The organism is Microbacterium sp. (assembly GCF_017305435.1).
Lineage (GTDB): Bacteria > Actinomycetota > Actinomycetes > Actinomycetales > Microbacteriaceae > Microbacterium.
The window spans coordinates 200,164-217,281 of the sequence record NZ_JAFKIP010000003.1; the positions used below are offsets into that span (position 1 = coordinate 200,164).

At 68.9% G+C, this 17,118-nt stretch carries 11 protein-coding genes; 8 read left to right on the forward strand and 3 right to left on the reverse strand.

Going from position 1 to position 17,118, the window contains the following annotated elements; all coding sequences use genetic code 11:
* Positions 1–111: 111 nt before the first annotated feature.
* Positions 112–3,813 (reverse strand): bifunctional proline dehydrogenase/L-glutamate gamma-semialdehyde dehydrogenase, encoded by a 3,702-nt coding sequence (locus tag J0I43_RS04350; protein WP_292859608.1) that lies wholly within the window; start codon positions 3,811–3,813, stop codon positions 112–114.
* Positions 3,814–3,905: 92 nt separating this feature from the next.
* Here J0I43_RS04350 and J0I43_RS04355 point away from each other — a divergent pair, with 92 nt between their 5' ends.
* Complete coding sequence (locus J0I43_RS04355) at positions 3,906–4,805, forward strand: LysR family transcriptional regulator (protein WP_292859611.1); 900 nt, start codon at positions 3,906–3,908, stop codon at positions 4,803–4,805.
* An 18-nt stretch (positions 4,806–4,823) separates the two neighbouring features.
* On the opposite strand, the gene J0I43_RS04360 is transcribed toward J0I43_RS04355, so the two are convergent.
* A complete protein-coding gene (locus tag J0I43_RS04360; RefSeq protein ID WP_292859614.1) occupies positions 4,824–5,384 on the reverse strand; it encodes a thioesterase family protein in 561 nt (186 codons plus the stop codon).
* A gap of 200 nt (positions 5,385–5,584) precedes the next feature.
* A complete protein-coding gene (locus J0I43_RS04365; RefSeq protein ID WP_292859617.1) occupies positions 5,585–7,369 on the reverse strand; it encodes a helix-turn-helix domain-containing protein in 1,785 nt (594 codons plus the stop codon).
* Positions 7,370–7,532: 163 nt separating this feature from the next.
* Between J0I43_RS04365 and J0I43_RS04370 the strand changes: the two genes are divergently transcribed.
* The 7 genes from J0I43_RS04370 (at position 7,533) to J0I43_RS04400 (ending at position 17,089) form a co-directional block, all read left to right on the forward strand.
* Positions 7,533–9,464: a hydantoinase/oxoprolinase family protein gene (locus J0I43_RS04370; protein WP_292859620.1), complete on the forward strand. Its 1,932-nt coding sequence runs from the start codon at positions 7,533–7,535 to the stop codon at positions 9,462–9,464.
* Positions 9,465–9,509: 45 nt separating this feature from the next.
* The gene (locus J0I43_RS04375; protein ID WP_292859623.1) at positions 9,510–9,953 is read left to right on the forward strand and encodes an acetone carboxylase subunit gamma; all 444 of its coding nucleotides are present in this window, start codon (positions 9,510–9,512) and stop codon (positions 9,951–9,953) included.
* On the forward strand, positions 9,953–12,079 hold the full coding sequence (locus tag J0I43_RS04380) for a hydantoinase/oxoprolinase family protein (RefSeq protein ID WP_292859626.1): 2,127 nt from the start codon (positions 9,953–9,955) through the stop codon (positions 12,077–12,079). The genes J0I43_RS04375 and J0I43_RS04380 overlap by 1 nt, the downstream gene beginning before the upstream one ends.
* Before the next feature lie 44 nt (positions 12,080–12,123).
* Positions 12,124–14,433 (forward strand): hydantoinase B/oxoprolinase family protein, encoded by a 2,310-nt coding sequence (locus J0I43_RS04385; protein ID WP_292859629.1) that lies wholly within the window; start codon positions 12,124–12,126, stop codon positions 14,431–14,433.
* On the forward strand, positions 14,430–15,206 hold the full coding sequence (locus tag J0I43_RS04390; RefSeq protein ID WP_292859632.1) for a hypothetical protein: 777 nt from the start codon (positions 14,430–14,432) through the stop codon (positions 15,204–15,206). Before J0I43_RS04385 ends, J0I43_RS04390 begins: the two co-directional genes overlap by 4 nt.
* A gap of 78 nt (positions 15,207–15,284) precedes the next feature.
* Positions 15,285–16,340: a zinc-dependent alcohol dehydrogenase family protein gene (locus J0I43_RS04395; RefSeq protein ID WP_292859635.1), complete on the forward strand. Its 1,056-nt coding sequence runs from the start codon at positions 15,285–15,287 to the stop codon at positions 16,338–16,340.
* Between the two features lie 242 nt (positions 16,341–16,582).
* Positions 16,583–17,089, forward strand: a complete 507-nt coding sequence (locus J0I43_RS04400) for a GNAT family N-acetyltransferase (protein ID WP_292859638.1) — start codon at positions 16,583–16,585, stop codon at positions 17,087–17,089.
* The last annotated feature ends 29 nt before the right edge of the window (positions 17,090–17,118 follow it).

Sequence of the window (17,118 nt, forward strand, 5' to 3'; positions counted from 1 at the left end):
CTCCCCAGATGCGCCACTCACATGCTGACTCGCCCCGAACGTGCGCGCCAGAAAGATAAGTTCTTTCTTTCGGCGGCGGTTTGATGGATGCCATCCATCAAACCGATGAGCTCAGATGACCGCCTCGCTCCAGTGGTCGGGGTTGCCGAAGCGGTGCGCCGTGATCGACACGGACTGCTCATGGAGGAAGGGCAGCAGCTCGATGCGCCCCGCGGTCGTGACCTCGTTCGCGTACACCGCGAGGTCGGGGTCGCCGGCGGTCGCGGCGGCGAGCGCATCCTGCAGCGTCACCGACGCGTGGGGCGAGCCCGCTCGCCCGACGATCCGCACCCGCCCGGTGCCCCCCGCGTCGCGCTCGTGGCGCACGCGCGTGATCCACTCATCATCCGTCTCGATGAAGACGGGCACATCGAGCTCGCCCAGCGCACGGCGCACCGGGCCCGGAAGGCCCACCGGAGCGCTCAGGCTGAACCCCCCTCCCGCACGCACGCCCGCGACGACGACGCGGAGGACCGACTGCCACGTGGCATCCCCGGTCGCCCGCACCGCCACCGGGACCGGCCGGTAGCGGAAGAGGTTCCGCTCTACACCGAGCCTCGAGACGTCCCGCACCCGGCCGAACTCGCGATCCCACACGACGGCGTCCGACAGCGCTCCCCGGCGCAGCCATTCGAAGCTCTCGTAGTCGAGGGAGGGCTGGGCGGCCTCGATGAGGTCGGTGATGCGCGTGTCGAGCCCGCGCAGGTGCAGCGTCGACGAGGGTGCTCCGCCCGACGTGGCCCGCCACGAGCCGAGCCCCACGAGGTAGTTCGGGCCGCCCGCCTTCGTCCCCGCGCCGACCGAGGAGCGCTTCCAGCCCCCGAACGGCTGACGCTGCACGATCGCGCCCGTGATGCCGCGATTGACGTAGAGGTTTCCGGCCTGCACCTCGTCGAGCCAGAGCTCGAGATCGGCCGGATCCTGCGTGTAGAGGCCCGCCGTCAGTCCATAGGCGACGGCGTTCTGCAGCTCGATCGCCTCCGCGAGCGACGACGCATGCAGGACGCCCATGACGGGTCCGAAGAATTCCTCCAGGTGCATACGTGAGCCGGGCTTCACCCCCGTGCGGATGCCGGGGCGCCAGAGCCGTTCGGCATACTCGGCGGGCGCGTCCTCGACGAGGCGCGGCTCGACGAGCCACTGCTCGCCCTCATCGAGCGTCGTGAGCGCCCATGCGAGCTTGCCCCGCGGGGGTTCGATGACCGGGCCTACCTCACTGCGCGGGTCGGAGGGCGGCCCGACGCGGAGCGACTCGGTGGCATCCACCAGCTGCCGCGCGAAGCGCGCGGAGCGCGCGACGGGACCCACGAGGATCGCGAGGGACGCCGCCGAGCACTTCTGGCCGGCGTGGCCGAAGGCGCTCTTCACGAGGTCGGATGCCGCGAGGTCGAGATCGGCCGAGGGCATGACGATCATGGCGTTCTTGCCGCTCGTCTCGGCGAGGAGCGGCAGGTCGGCACGCCACGAGCGGAAGAGCGCCGCGGTCTCCCACGATCCGGTGAGGATGACGCGGTCGACACCCTCGTGCGCGATGAGCTGGCGTCCGAGCCCGCCCTCGTCGATGTCGACGAGGGCCAGGATGTCGCGCGGGATGCCGGCGTCGTCGAGCGCCGCCCAGATCGCCTCCGCGACGACGGCGGCGCACCGGCGCGCCTGAGGGGCCGGCTTGAACACGACGCCCGAACCGGCCGCGAGTGCTGCGAGGACGCCGCCCGCCGGGATCGCGATGGGGAAGTTCCACGGCGGCGTCACGACCGTGAGGCGCGCGGGCACGAAGACGGCGCCGGGCACGCGATCGAGCTCCTTCGCGGTCGCGGCGTAGTAATCGGCGAAGTCGACCGCCTCGCTCACCTCGACGTCGGCCTCGGCGAAGACCTTGCCCGTCTCGGATGCCGCGACCTCGATGAGCTCGCCGCGGCGCGTCTCGAGCGCCCGGGCGACGGCCTGGAGCACCGCGCTGCGCTCGACGGCGGGGCGCGCGCCCCACTCCTCGGCCGCCCCGCGCACGCGCTGCACGACCGTGTCGAGAACATCCTCGGCGTCCAACCGGGCGGCGGCGATCGTGTCGTCTCCCGCTGTCGAGGTCTCGACGCGCGCGAGGATCTCGGCGGACCACACCCGGTTGGCGGGGAGGGCGGGGTCGCTGTCCGGCGCATTGGCGAAGCCGGCGGCTCCGGATGCCACGGCACTCGACTCACGCGCGGAGAACACCGCCGTCTCCACCCAGTCGTCGCCGAAGCCGGCGGGCTCTGCGACGTCGTCGTCCTCGCTGCGCGCGGCTGCGCGCGCGATCGACAGGACCGCCTGCGTGAGGTCGCCGTCTTCGGCGCCGGGACGCGTGAGCGACGGCGCGGCGGGCGCCGGCGCCGCGGTGCGATCCTGGCGGCGGTTCGGCCCGACGGGGAGCGACGGGTCGTGCGCGCGTTCCACGGACGCGAGGAACCGGTCGCGCTCGCGCGCGAACATCGCCTCGTCGCTCGAGAGCTCGAAGACCGCGGAGAGGAAGTTGTCGCTCGAAGCGTTCTCTTCGAGCCGCCGTACGAGGTAGCTGATCGCGACGTCGAACTCGTCGGGCCGCACCACGGGGACGTAGACGAGGACGTGACCGACCTCGCGCGCGACGGCGTCGACCTGGCCCTGGGCCATGCCGAGCAGCATCTCGAACTCGAGGTCGGGGCGGACGCCCCGCTCCCCCGCGAGCAGCCACGCGTATGCGATGTCGAAGAGGTTGTGGCCGGCGACGCCGATCCGCACCGCGCGGGTGTGGGCGGGCTGCAGCGCCTCATCGAGGCAGCGCAGGTACGAGGCATCCGAGTCGAGCTTCGACGCGTGCGTCGCCTGCTCCCAGCCGTGCATGACGGCATCCACGTGCTCCATCGCGAGGTTCGCGCCCTTCACCAGCCGCACCTTGATGCCCGCGCCCCCGGCGTCGACGCGCTCCTGCGCCCACGCGGTGAGCTGCCGGAGGGCGGGGAGGGCGTCGGGGAGGTACGCCTGCAGCACGATGCCCGCCTCAAGGCCGGTCAGGCGCGGGTCCTCGAGGATCCGGGTGAACACGGCGATCGTGAGGTCGAGGTCGCGATACTCCTCCATGTCGAGGTTGAGGAAGGTGCCGTTCGACGCCGCGGTGAGGTAGAGCGGCAGGAGGCGTTCGACGACGGCATCCACCGTCTCGTCGAACGCCCACATCGAGATGTGGCTCGCGATCGCCGAGACCTTGACCGACACGTAGTCGACGTCATCGCGACGGACGAGGTCGTGGATGCCGTCGAGCCGTCGCCGCGCCTCCTTCTCCCCCAGGACCGCCTCGCCGAGGAGGTTGAGGTTCAGCCGCGCACCCGACCCGCGAAGGGTCGCCAGCGCGGGGCCGAGTTTGTCGGGGCGCGCATCGACGACGAGGTGGCCGACCATCTCGCGCAGGACGCGACGGGCGATCGGCACGACGGGGCTCGGCAGCACGGGCGCGACGGCCCCGCCCGTGCGGACGGCCGCGCGCAGGTACCACGGCAGGAAGTCGGGGACGAGCGGGGCGACGCGCTGCAGATTGGATGCCGCGGCGCTGAGCGACTCGGGGCGCATGACGCCGTCGACGAATCCGATCGTGAAGGGCAGACCGTTCGGGTCCTTCAGCACGCCGGCGAGTCGCTCGGCGGCGGGGTCGACCGGCACGTCGGCGGACTCGGCGACCCAGCGCTGCGCGAGCGCGACGGCCTGATCGGGAAGCTTCGGGGCGGCGTCTTCGTGGGTCACGGTCCCAGCCTGCACTGTCGTCATCCGTTCAGGATGCGGCACGCGTATAGTTCGGGAAAAGCGATCATCCATGACTGATATCGCTCGATTTTCTCGATGGATGCCGAGGAGGGACCGTGTTCGAGCTGCGCCGCCTCCGTCTGCTGCACGAACTCGCTCTGCGCGGCACTCTCGCCGCGGTCGCCGACGCGCTCGCCTACAGCCCGTCCACGATCTCGCAGCAGCTCGCCCTGCTCGAGCGGGAGGCGGGCGTGGCCCTGCTCGCCCCCGACGGGCGGCGCGTGCGTCTCACCGAGCACGGCGCGGCGCTCGCGGCGCACGCCGCCCGCGCCCTCGACGCCGACGAGCAGATCCGCGCCGAGCTCGAGCTGCTGCAGCCGGGCATCGCGCCGGTGCGGGTCGCCGTGCTCCAGACGGCGGCGCGCACGATCGTGCCGGCCGCGCTGACCCTCCTCGCCGAGCGGGCGCCGGCGCTCCGCGTCGAGCTGTCCGAAGTCCCGCCGGAAGAGGGCCTGTTCGAGCTGTCGGCACGCGGCTTCGATCTCGCGATCGCCGAGCAGTACCCGGGGCTCACGCGCGCTCACCGCCCGGACCTCGAGCGGCACGTCCTCGGGAGCGACCCGATGCGCCTCGCGACCGCGCGCGGGGGGACGGGGGGCGGCGCGGCCCGTCCGCTGGCTGCGCTCGCGGGGCATCCCTGGGTCATGGAGCCCGCCGGCACCGCTGCGCGGGACTGGGCCGTGCAGCAGTGCCGCGCGGCGGGATTCGAGCCCGACGTCCGGTTCGAACTCGCCGACCTCGGCGCGCATGTCTCCCTCATCGCTGCGGGCCGCGCCGTCGGGATGCTCCCCGACCTGCTGTTCGTCGGCGCGCGGGCGCCGATCGCGCTCGGAGCACTGCCGGGCGACCCGGTGCGAGAGATCTTCACCGCGACCCGTCGCGCGAGCGCGGGGCGCCCCGGCATCCACCTCGTGCAGGAGGCGATCGCGGAGGCGTTCGCCGCCGCGCGGGCGTGAGGCCGAGGAGGGTCCCGGCTACTCCCAGACGCTCGGGGCGGGAGACTTCGTCGAGGGGAGGGCGGAACCCGCCGCCCAGTCGATCACCCACTGCGGCAGCGGCGGGGTGTCGTCGGGGCGACCGAGCGCAGCGAACAGCTCGTCGGTGTTGACGACGCCCCCGCTCTTACGGAGGAACCGGGCGCGCACGATCATCTCGGCATAGACCTCGCCGCCGACGACCGCGCGGTGGATCTGGTACACCGCCTTGTCATCGTGCCCGAGGATGCGCGACTCGACCGTGAAACGCTGCCACAGCTCGAGCGACTTCCGGAACACGACCGACTCGCTCGCGACGACGGCGTACCAGTCGCGCCCGTTCATGGCATCCCACAGTCCGGTGCGGATGAGAAGGTCGAACCGCCCCAGATCGAACAGCGAGGCGTAGCGCCCGTTGTTCATGTGCATGAGCAGGTCGATGTCGGTCGGGAGCGTCGTCAGGCGCACCCGGCCGACCGAGTCGGGCGCGATCGGCCCGCGGCGGCGCAGCAGGGTCTTCGCGCGCCAGATCGTCAGGAGAGTCCGCCACCACACATTCACTCGCCGGAGACTAGCGCGTGTCTCCGCATATCTCCGGTGAGGCTCGCTGCAGTCCGATTCGGCGAGGTCTGCGGGCGACAGGGAAGACACATGGCCTGGGTCGAGGTGGTGCACCACCCCAACCAGGTCGACAGAGGCCGACAGCGATCTCGCGATGAGCCCTTCGGAGCGTCGTGACGTCCGTGTCGTCTTCGCCGGTCTTACACCGTGATGCTGTACTGCCGCAGCTTGCGATAGAGAGTGGCGCGGCTGATGCCGAGCCGTTCCGCCGCCCGCACCCGATTCCCCTCGCTGCCGCGCAGCGCCGTGATGATCGCGTCTCGCTCCGCCGACTCAAGGCTGCCCGCCGGCCGATCCACCTCGGCGAAGAGCACGTGAGGAAGGTCTTCGGCTCGGATGGGGCCTACCGGCCGTTGCGCGCACGCCGATTGGAGCACGGCTCGCAGCTGCGTCAGGTTGCCGGGCCACTCATACCTGGAGAGCGCCTTCTCAGTGTGAATCGACAGGGTGCGCTGCGAGCCCAGGTCTGCCAGCATCTGCGCGGCGATCTCGGGCAGGTCGGGGAGTCGGTGACGCAGGGGCGGCAGTACTGCGCACGTCGCGAACGACCGAATAAGCGGAGAGCCCTCTCCGCCGGACCCATGTTCCGACGTGAAGGTCGCCGCGACGACAACGCCATCACGCTGGCCCGCGCCCGCGATGAGCGTAATGAGCGCCGTGGCGTCGGCCGCTTCCGCGGCGTCGATGTTGCGCAACAGCAGGAGCGCGGGGCGCCCCGCAGCGTCGAGTTGCGCGCGCGCTCGTTCGGCGACGCCCGGCTGTGACGCATCCAGGATCAGCCGCGGAGCCTCGGGTCGCTGCGCCGCGAAGGACTGCACGATCGCAGTGGCACGGCCTGTTCCCCGCTCACCGAGCACCAGCAGGGGGCTGGCGTCCCGCAGCGCCGCGCCGATCTCGTCCGTTGCGCGCCGCCACGCCGGCGTGCGACTGGGGCGAGTCTGTGGACCCTGGACACGCCGTTCCGGAGCGGCGCAGGTCCCCGCCGGGTGCGGGAGAGCCAACTCGTCCCCTCGTGTCCCATAGGCCTCATAAACGACCCCGATCGTGCGTCCGGCGGCCTCGACCGCGCGGGCGCGCAGCGTCACGAGGCGCCCACCGTCGAGCGCGATCTGCTCGACGGCCGCCTCGCTGCGCTCGGCGAGGAAACGCGCGTGGCTGCGCAGCACCTCCTGTTCTTCGGGGGTGTAGTTCTCGTGCATCGTCTGGTCGGCGAGGATCATCGTCATGCCGACCGCCCCGACCGCCGCTGAACGGGCACGCAAGGTGGCGAGGGCGAACGCGTCGAACACGGCGTGCTGGTCCTCACCGCGGTCCATCAGCAGGTTGCGCTCGATCTCGCGAGCGGCGCTGCGCACGAGAGAGCGCAGCAGTGGCGTGGAGTCCTCGAACAGACAGGTCACGTCCAATAGGCCCTCCACGCGACCCGTGACCGGGTCGCGGATCGGCGCGGCGGTGCAGGAGAACGCCTGGAGCCGCTCGCTGAAGTGCTCCGGCCCGTGCACCTCGACGGGCTGGCCCGACTCCAACGCGGTGCCGATGCCGTTCGTCCCCATCGTGCTTTCGCCGTACTCGAACCCGGGAGCGAACTGCACGCCGTCCAGGAGTCGGCCGATTCGCGGTTCCGAGTCCAGTCGGAGCAGCAGCCGCGATCTCGAGTCGGTGAGCGCGATACTCAGCGCCAGTTCGGACGCCTCATCGGCGACGCGATCGAGGATGGGGCGCGAGAGACGCACCAGCCGCGTATCCACGAGCGGGTCGGAATAGAAGGTCGCACTGGTGGCGCCAGCATCGAGGCCGATGGCGCGGCTCCTGCGCCACGACGCCGCGATCACGGATCGTACGTCGCTGTCGGCGCGCTCGTCGCCGGCGAGGAAGTCCGCCCGCGCGGCCGCAACCTGAAGCCGCCTCAGTCTGATCTCATTCATGTCGATCCGCACGCCATCGTGCCCGGAAGTTCCGAGATTCCGACATTATCCCCCGCAGCAGCCGGGGCGAGGTGTCTCGATTTGAGACACCCCAGTGAGGTGAGACACGAGTCACGATCGGAACCCGGCGACAAAGCCGAACGACGACAACGGAGTCACTGGAATGAACAAGCTGATCAACATCGACAATGGCGGCACCCTCACCGACGTGTGCGTCTGGGATGGCTCGGAGTTCACCTTCACCAAGACGCTCACCACGCCCCACGACCTCTCGCAGTGCCTGTTCGACGGGATCGAGAAGGCGTCCACGAACCTCTACGGAGAAGCCGCCCTCACGCGGGTGCTGCACGAGACACGACACATCCGCTACTCGACGACGCAGGGCACGAATGCCTTGGTGATGCGCCGTGGACCCGATCTGGGCCTCATCGTCGACGATCGGGGCACCATCGACGACCTTCGCGACACTGTCGAAGAGGTCGACCTCTTCGACGACATCATCGGCCGTCGCGTGGGCGTCGTCGACACGGGGCTGTCGGACGATGAGCTCGAGAAGGCCGCGGTGAAAGAGGTCAACGCCCTGATCAACGCAGGGGCCGCGCGCATCGTCATCGCCGTCGGTCAAGACCGCGGCATCACTGAGCGTCGCCTGCGAACGATCCTGCTGCGCACCTTCCCTCGCCACCTGCTCGGGAGCGTTCCTCTGCTGTACTCGTGGGAGTTCGTCGACGACAGCCGTCGCGACCGCCGGGTGTGGTCGGCGCTGCTGAACTCGTTCCTGCACCCCACGATGGAGCGATTCCTCTACAACACCGAAGACCGCCTGCGCGACTACAAAGTGCAGCACCCGCTGCTGGTGTACCGCAATGACGGCGCCTCCTCTCGCGTCGCGAAGTCGGTCGCTCTGAAGACATACTCCTCCGGCCCGCGCGGCGGCCTCGAGGGCACTCGAGCCCTCGCCGACGCCTACCACCTCGCTCGCGTGCTGATGGTCGACGTCGGCGGCACCACCACCGACGTCGGCATCGTCGATGATGCAACCATCGCGACGACACGACGTGGCCGCATCGAAGGTGTGCCGGTGTCGTACCCGCTCAGCGAGGTGCACTCCAGCGGCGTCGGCGGCAGCAGCATCATCCGGGTGGTCGACGGCGAGATCACCGTCGGCCCCGAAAGCGTCGGCGCCGCGCCCGGCCCCGCCAGCTTCGGTTTCGGTGGCACGAGCGCAACCATCACCGATGTCAATCTGCTGCTCGGCGTGCTCGACCCCTCCACCTATCTCGACGGCAACTTCAGCCTCGACGCCTCACGCGCCGAGGCCGTGATCCGCTCCACGATCGCCGAGCCGCTCGGCATCAGCTTGGAAGAGGCCCTGGTGCAGATGGAGCAGGCGTACTTTGCCCGCATGGCCGCCGCCTTCCACGCGTTCGTCGGCGACGACCCCGCGCGCACGACACTTGCCGCGTTCGGTGGCGCCGGCCCGATGAGCGCGGCGGGATCGGCGCACCTCGCCGGAATCCGCCGCGTCATCGTGCCGCGGATGGCGGCGGTGTTTTCGGCGTTCGGCATCGGGTTCTCGAACCTCGGCCGCAGCTACGAGGCGACGATCTCGGATCGCTCGGTCGAGGCGGTCGAGGAGCAGAAGGCCGCGCTCACCGCGCGCGCCGAGCGCGACATCTTCCAAGAGGGCTACCCGATCGAAGACTGCGATCTGCGATGGAGCGTCGAGATCGAAGACGCCGCCGGCGAGCACGTCGAGTCCGTCGACTACGACCCGCAGGCGCTCCCCGAACCCGCGGCCGGTCATGGGCTACTTCTGCGGCTCGACATCACCGCAGCGCTGCCGCAGGCATCCCTCCCCGACGACGTCGCCGTCCCCGCCGCGCCCGCACAGCGGCAAGGCGTGCGAGCGGTGCGTTCGGCAGCCGACACGGTCAACGACGTTCCCGTCTTCACCCTCGATGACCTGTCACCCGGAGCCACCGCCTCGGGCCCCGCGATCGTCGAAGGTCCCTTCTTCACAGCCCGCGTGCTGGAGGGGTGGGACTTCCGCGTCAGTGCCGCCGGAGACCTGCTTCTCGAAGACACCCGCTGACCCGCCAACCCGCACACCTCAACTTCAAAGACGAAAGAGGAACACATGAAGATCCCGATGACTGAGTATCTGTATATCGATTTCGATGATGAGCGCTGGCACTGCCGTCGCTGCGACCACGACTTCGGAGATGCGCGCGGAAACTACAAAGAGGGCACCCTCGTCTACGACCGTGACCCCCGGGAGATCCACCAGCCGATCCTCGACCCGGACCGTTACGAGTACACCTTCTCGCCCGACCCCGAGTACTGCCGAATCCTCGAGTACTACTGCCCGACGTGTGCGACCCAGCTCGAGACCGAGTACGTGCCGCCGGGGCATCCGCCGGTGCACGACATGGAGTGGGACATCGACGCGATCCGCGCGCAATGGGAAGAGCGCGGCGTCGATCCCGAGACGGTGATCGCCTACGGCCCCGGCGAAGACGTCGAGCGCCACACCGGAGGCGGCACGCTGAAGGCGCGACTGGCCGAGGGGGGTGTTCGCTGATGCGTCGCATCTCTGTCGACATCGGAGGCACATTCACTGACTGCTTCTTCGTGTGGGACGACTCGTACATCGAAGCGAAGGCGCTGACCACGCACCACAACCTCGCACTGGGCTTCAACGAAGCGCTCGACATCGCCTGCGACCGTGCCGGACTCAATCGTGACACGGTGCTGTCGGGCGTGGACTCGGTGCGCTACGCCACCACGCTCGGCACCAACGCACTCATCGAGCGGAAAGGACCGCGGGTCGCTGCGATCGTCACGCACGGTTTCGAGGACACCATCCCGCTCTCGCGCGGCCGCGGCTACGGCGAAGGGCTCGACCCTTCGATGCAGCAGAACCTGCCCGCCGCCGAGCGCCCGGTGCCGCTGGTGCCGCGCCACCTGATCCGGTCCGTGCGCGAACGGGTCAACTCCGCCGGCGGGGTGGTCGCACCCCTGGACGCTCAGGACGTGCGCGAGCAGGTGCGCCAACTGGTGGATGCCGGGGCCGAGGCGATCGTCGTCTCGCTGACCAACGCAACCGAGAACCCGACGCACGAGCTGCGCATCCAGGAGATCCTGCACGAGGAGTACCCGCCGCACGAGCTCGGGGCGATCCCGATCCTGCTCGGGCACCAGGTCTCCGGCCGTAAAGGCGAGTACGTGCGCGCGACGTCGACCATCGTGGACGCGTTCCTGCACGAGACGATGTTCCACGCTCTCGGACAGCTGGCGAACAACCTGCGCGGATCTGGTTACGACAAGCCGATGCTCGTCGTGCACAACTCCGGCGGCATGGCACAGATGAACTCTACCGACGCGCTGCAGACGATCCACTCCGGTCCGATCGCCGGCGTCAGCGCCGCCGATCACCTGTCCGCCAAAACCGACATCGGCGGGGTGATCGCCACCGACATGGGCGGCACCTCATTCGATATCGGCCTCGTGCCGCAGGGCGGGGTGAAGCACTACGACTTCCAGCCGACGATCGATCGGTGGCTGGTGTCGGTGCCGATGGTGCACCTGCTGACGCTGGGGGCCGGGGGCGGGTCGATCGCGAGCTTCGATCGGATCCACAAGGGCGTCAAGCTCGGCCCCGAGTCCGCCGGGTCCTCGCCCGGGCCCGCGTGCTACGACCGCGGCGGCCTCAAACCCACGGTCACCGACGCCGACCTGCTGCTCGGCTACCTCGATCCCGACAACTACGCCAACGGCTTCATCAAGCTCAACCCGAAGCGGGCGAGGTTCGCGATCGAGGAAGAGCTGTGCGACCCGCTCGACATGGACGTCATCGAGGCGGCCAAAGAGATCAAGAAGGGCGTCGACGAGCAGATGGCTCTCGGCATCGCCAAGGAGCTGCGGGTTCGGGGTTACATGCCGGAGGACTTCACGATGCTCGCCTATGGCGGCAACGGGCCGCTGCACGCCTGCGGGATCGCCGAGAAGGCCGGCATCCGCCGCGTTCTCGCGCCGCCCTTCTCGTCGGTGTTCAGCGCGCTGGGCGCGGGCAACCTCAACCAGATGCACTTCCACGAGCGAGGCGCGCACATCACGCTGTACAACGCCACCAACCGCGTGCTGTTCGACAAGTACGACGAGTTCAACGCGATTGTCGAAGAGCTCGAGGCGAAGGGGCGCGAGGACCTCGTTCGCCAGGGCTTCGACCCGAGCCAGGTGCGCTACCGTCTCGAGCTCGATATGCGCTACGGCAACCAACTGCTCACTCAGGCGGTGACGCTCGACATCAACCGCATCACCAGCGTGGGCGACGTGTTGCACGTGGCGAAGGTCTTCGGCGACGTATACAGCCACCGATTCGGGTCGAATTGCGCGGCACCCGAGGCCGGCATCCGTATCGGCACGGTGCGTGTGGCGTCGTTCGTCGAGGGCGAGACGGTGGAGTTCACCGCGCTGGACGACGACGCCGAGCGCACAGTTCCCGAGCCGATCGGACGCCGCAGCATCCACATCACCACGCTCGACGCGCCCGTCGACGCACCCCTCTACGACGCGACAGCGCTGCGGCGCGACCGCGTGATCCCGGGCCCGGCGATCGTCACCACAGAGAACACCACCTACCTGGTGGAGCCGGGGTGGCGACTGGAGCCGATCGAGCAGGGAGCGGTGTGGTTCCTTCGAGACTGACGCCGCCGACCCCAACCCGCATGCACTGAGTCAAGGAGACATCAATGACGATCATCGACCAGCCCGCCCCGACACCGGTGGGACTGAGCCCGCTCGAGCAAGAGTGGGTCAACAAGTTCATGGACGACACGACGCTGTTCCTCGGGCCCGACCCCGAGATCATGCGCTCGCACCATATCGCGCCGCGCACCGCGATCGAGAACCAGTACATCTCGCGCGGGGTCGACCCGCTCGAAGTCGACCGCATCCGCAAGCGTCTGGCGGCGGCCCTCGACGAAGGCTTCGAGATGTGCGAGGCGCAGGGGGCGGCACCGGGTGCCAAATGGGGCGATCTCACCACGGCGGTCTACACCGCTGAAGGCGACGTCACCTACCTCTCGTGCCACGGGGTGATCGCGTTCTCGGCGATCCTGCACCATCCGATCCGCTACATCATGAAGTACTGGAAGGACGAGCCCACCGTCGGGATCCACCCAGGCGACGGATTCATCCACAACGACGCCCGCTACGGCAATGTGCACAACACCGACCAGTCGATGATCATGCCCATCATCCGCGACGGCGAGATACTCGCCTGGGTGGCGGCGACGATCCACGAGGGCGAGAACGGCGCGTGCGAGCCCGGCGGCATGCCGTCGGGCTCGGAAACTCCCTTCGACGACGGACTGCGGATGAGCCCCTTCAAGATCGTCGAGGGCGGCGAGCTTCGGCGCGACCTGCTGACGTTCCTGCAGCACTCGGTGCGCGACCCGAAGCTGCAGCTGGCAGACCTCAAAGTGAAGATCGCCTCGGTCACCCGCATCATGCAGCGCATCGACGCGATCATCGATGAAGTCGGTGTCGACACCTTCGTCGCGGCGCTACGGATCACCGTCGAGGACGTCGAGGCCGAGGTGCGGCGCCGCATCAAGGAGCTGCCCGACGGCACGGTGCGCTTCAACCAGTTCATGGACTCGACCTTGAAGGAGAACGTCCTGCTGAAGTTCGCGTGCGCCATCACCGTCGCCGGCGACCAGATGACGATCGATCTGCGCGGGACGGGGCCCGAGATCCTCAATCGGGCGATGAACTCGCCGCTGTGCTCGGTCAAGTCGATGATGATGCAGGCGATCCTCGCCTTCTGGTGGCCCGACCTTCCGCGGTGCACCTCCGCCATGAGCCCGATCACGATCATCTCCGATGAGGGGACCTGGGCGGATGCCTCCTACGACGCCCCCATGGGGCAGTCGCTTCAGGCATCCTTCCGCGGCTTCTCCGCGCTGCAGGCTCCGTGGGCAAAGCTGCAGTTCTCGAACCCCGAGAAGTTCTCGAACGTGCTGGCGCCCTGGTTCAACCAGATCAACACGTTCTTGTGGGGTGGCGTGAACCAGCACGGCGACCAGCTGGGGAACCTCTGCGCCGATCTGAACGGCATGCCGGGCGGGGCCAAAGCTTTCCGCGACGGCGAGGATGCCATCTCGCCGCTGTTCTGCGCGATGGCCGACACCGCCGAGCAGGAGGTGATGGAAGAGGAAGTTCCCTTCATGCAGCTGGTGGCCAAGCGTCTCGTGCGCGACAACATGGGTTTCGGCAAGCACACCGGCGGCATGGGCTACGAAATGATCGTCGCCAGCGAGGGCACTCCCCTGTGGGGTTTCATGACGGTGACGTCGGGTGCGAAGTTCTCGTCGATCTACGGCCAGTTCGGCGGGTACGGCAGCGGCACCTACCCGCTCGCGATGGTCAAGGGGATCAACGCGTACGAGGAATTCCGCACCAAGCCCGGCTCCTTCGACCTGTCAATGGAGCGAATCATGAACGAGCAGCCCTTCGAGGGCGGCCAGTACAAGACCGCACACATGGGCTTGCAGTTCGACGTCGCGAAAGACGGCGAGCTGTACATGATCTCTCAGGGCGCGGGCGGCGGTTATGGCGACCCGCTCGACCGCGAACCGCAGGCGGTCGCAAAAGACCTCGAGCTCGGCCGTATCAGCCAGAAGGTCGCCCGCGATATCTTCGCCGTCGAGTGGAGTGCCGAGACCCGGCGCCTCGACGTGACGGCGACCGAGCAGCTGCGGTCGGAGGCGCGCGCGGCGAGATTGCGACGGGGCAAGCCCTACGCCGAGTTCGTCGAGGAGTTCGTCCAGCCCGAGCCGCCGGAGAAGCTCCTGTACTACGGCGCGTGGGGCGATGACACTGACGAGCTGACGGCGACGGTGTTCGACATCAACGGAAGGCGGCGCGTGGTCGCCCCGGTGGACGAGCTGCCCATCATCCTCATGCCCGACAAGCGCGAGGTGAAGATCTCGGAGCTCGAGGCGCGCGTGCGCGAGCTCGAGGACAAGTACGGCGATCGCGTCGCGAGGAAGTCGTGAGCGACGTCCTCCCAGGGGTGGCCGGCCGCCAGACCGGCCACCCGGTCCTCGTCATCGATGCGCTCGACTACGGTCGCGCCGTGCTGCTGCAAGGCGGAGAGATTCCGTGGGAGCCGAACGAGCACGCACGCTTCCTCGGCCAGCTCGGCGCGCTCTTGCGCCCCGACCGCACACTGGTCGACGTCGGAGCCTTCGTTCGCCACCTGCTTCGGGAGCGCCCGGAGTTGATCGAGGCGATGGCCGTCCGTTCGCGAGCCGGGTACGCGCTGAGAACAATGCTCGGGGACGACCGGATCCGGGACGCCGTCGTGCAGCTGCTCGGGGTAGTGGCGGCGTCCGCGTCGTCTCCCCTCGTGTTGCAGTTGCCGTCGCCGGGCGTGTGGCTGCCCGAGACGGCGCGACTCGCCGGCGTCGATGCCGAAGCAGACGTCGACGACCTCGAGAACGCCTCGGTCTACTACGCGGACTGGCTACGTCGCCTGGCGGAGGTGCCGATCGACACCGTGCTGCTCGACGGACGCGGCGCCGCCGTCGGGGAGTCGCTGGAGTGCTACGGGCCGCTTCGGGGGGTGGCCGAGCATCACCGGTGGCAACTGGCACTGCGCTGTGGCGACGAGGTGCAGTCGATCCCGGGCGTCGCCGCGGAGCTCGCGCCGGAGTTCTGGGAGGGCACGGAGGTCGACGCACCAATGGGGACACTAATGATCGCCGAGATCCCGGGGGGTGCGCTGCCGGAGCACGTGCTCCGGCAGCGCAAGCGGCTTCAGGCATGACCGAGCCCGATTGAGGCGCGTCGGCGGCCGCCGACGAAGAGCGAGACGGACTCTCGAGAAGATAGAGGAGAAAGCACTATGAAAGCACTCGTTTACCAGGGGCCGGGCCAGAAGGAGTGGGTGGAGGTTCCCGACCCGGTCCTCCAGAAGTCGACGGATGCCGTCGTCAAGATCGAGCACACCACGATCTGCGGCACGGACTTGCACATCCTCAAGGGCGACGTTCCCGCCGTGGAGCCAGGCCGTATTCTCGGCCACGAGGGCGTAGGAGTGGTCACCGCCGTCGGCGACGCGGTCGCCAACATCGCCGTCGGTGATCGCGTGATCATCTCGTGCGTGTCGACGTGCGGAACCTGCGCATACTGCCGCGCCGGCGTCTACTCGCACTGCCAGTCCGACGAGGGCGCTCCGGGCGTCGGCTGGATCTTCGGGCATCTGATCGACGGAACCCAGGCCGAGTACGTGCGCGTGCCGTTCGCAGACACGTCCCTGCACAAGCTCCCCGACGGAGTCGTACCCGAGCAGGCCGTGCTGATCAGCGACATCCTGCCGACCGGTCACGAGATCGGCGTGCGCAACGGCGAGGTAAAGCCGGGCGATGTCGTCGCCGTCATCGGCGCGGGTCCGGTGGGCCTGGCCGCGATCACGACCTCGTCGCTGTACGGCCCCAGCCGGGTGATCGCGATAGACCTCGACCCGAACCGCGTTGCGCAGGCCAAGCACTTCGGCGCCACCGACGGGGTACTCTCCACCGATCCCGACTGGAAGGAGCAGGTGCTGGCGCTCACCGACGGGCTGGGAGTGGACGTCGCCATCGAGGCAGTCGGTGCCCCGGCCACGTGGGGTATGGCACTCGACATCGTCCGCGCGGGTGGCAACGTCGCGAACGTGGGGGTGCACGGCGTTCCCGTGACATTCCCGATCGACAGGCTCTGGAGCGAGAACCTCACTATCCGCACCGGTCTGGTCAACACGAACACCTCGCCGATGCTGATCAAGCTGCTCGCCCAAGGTCGCTTGGATGTCGGCGGCTACATCAGCCACCATTTCGCGCTGGACAGGATCCTCGATGCCTACGACACCTTCAGCCGCGCCGCCGAGACCAAGGCGCTCAAGGTCGTGCTCAACGCTTGAGGTGAGAGCGGTGCACCCGGGCCCGCCACCGATGGCGTGTCTCCCATATCTCGAGTGAGGGCCGCAACGAGAATCACGCTGCCCGAGCAGCGCACAGGAGATGGGACCGAATCATGAGAATCCGTCTTGGCGCGAAGGTGAAGGGTCCGGCCGTGATATCTGCGCCATACTCACGTGGGCACTCCGGGGAGACCCGCCCTCCCCGATTTGGCGTGTGCGCGGGCCGGACGTAGAGTCTGGCCATGGAAGCCGAGCTGAAGACCGACATCGTCGTCCGTCCTGTTCGCGACGTGGATGCCGAGGCCCTGGGCCGGGTGCACGCCACCTGCTGGCACGAGACCTACGACCACCTGATCAGCAAGGCCGCTCTCGAGAAGGTCTCACCCAAGCGCCTCGCCGAGTTGTGGACCCACTGGGCCGCACAGGGCCCCGAATTCAAGATGTTCGCGGCGCTCGCCGACGGCGAGATCGTCGGCTTCGTCGGGTCTGGCCCCGCGCGCGATCGCGACGCCCCGCGCGGCCGGGAGCTGTACTTCATCTACCTGCTCGATGCGTTCCACGGCACGGGCACGGGCCAGCGCCTGTTCGACGCTGCCGTCGAGGAGGGCGAGCCGCTCTACCTGTGGGTCGCCGACGACAACCCGCGCGCGCACCGCTTCTACACGCGCAACGGATTCGCCCTCGACGGCGCGACCCACACCGAGCCGTTCCTCGGCGAGACCCTGACCGAAGTCCGCTTCGTCCGCTGACCCGGCCGGCCCTCGCGCTCCGCGAAGGG

Bases quoted from the DNA above. Each gene is read 5' to 3' on its own strand.
- J0I43_RS04350 (WP_292859608.1), bottom strand. From the start codon at position 3,813: ATGACGACAGTGCAGGCTGGGACCGTGACCCACGAAGACGCCGCCCCG.
- J0I43_RS04365 (WP_292859617.1), bottom strand. From the start codon at position 7,369: ATGAATGAGATCAGACTGAGGCGGCTTCAGGTTGCGGCCGCGCGGGCG.
- J0I43_RS04370 (WP_292859620.1), top strand. From the start codon at position 7,533: ATGAACAAGCTGATCAACATCGACAATGGCGGCACCCTCACCGACGTG.
- J0I43_RS04375 (WP_292859623.1), top strand. From the start codon at position 9,510: ATGAAGATCCCGATGACTGAGTATCTGTATATCGATTTCGATGATGAG.
- J0I43_RS04380 (WP_292859626.1), top strand. From the start codon at position 9,953: ATGCGTCGCATCTCTGTCGACATCGGAGGCACATTCACTGACTGCTTC.
- J0I43_RS04385 (WP_292859629.1), top strand. From the start codon at position 12,124: ATGACGATCATCGACCAGCCCGCCCCGACACCGGTGGGACTGAGCCCG.
- J0I43_RS04395 (WP_292859635.1), top strand. From the start codon at position 15,285: ATGAAAGCACTCGTTTACCAGGGGCCGGGCCAGAAGGAGTGGGTGGAG.
- J0I43_RS04400 (WP_292859638.1), top strand. From the start codon at position 16,583: ATGGAAGCCGAGCTGAAGACCGACATCGTCGTCCGTCCTGTTCGCGAC.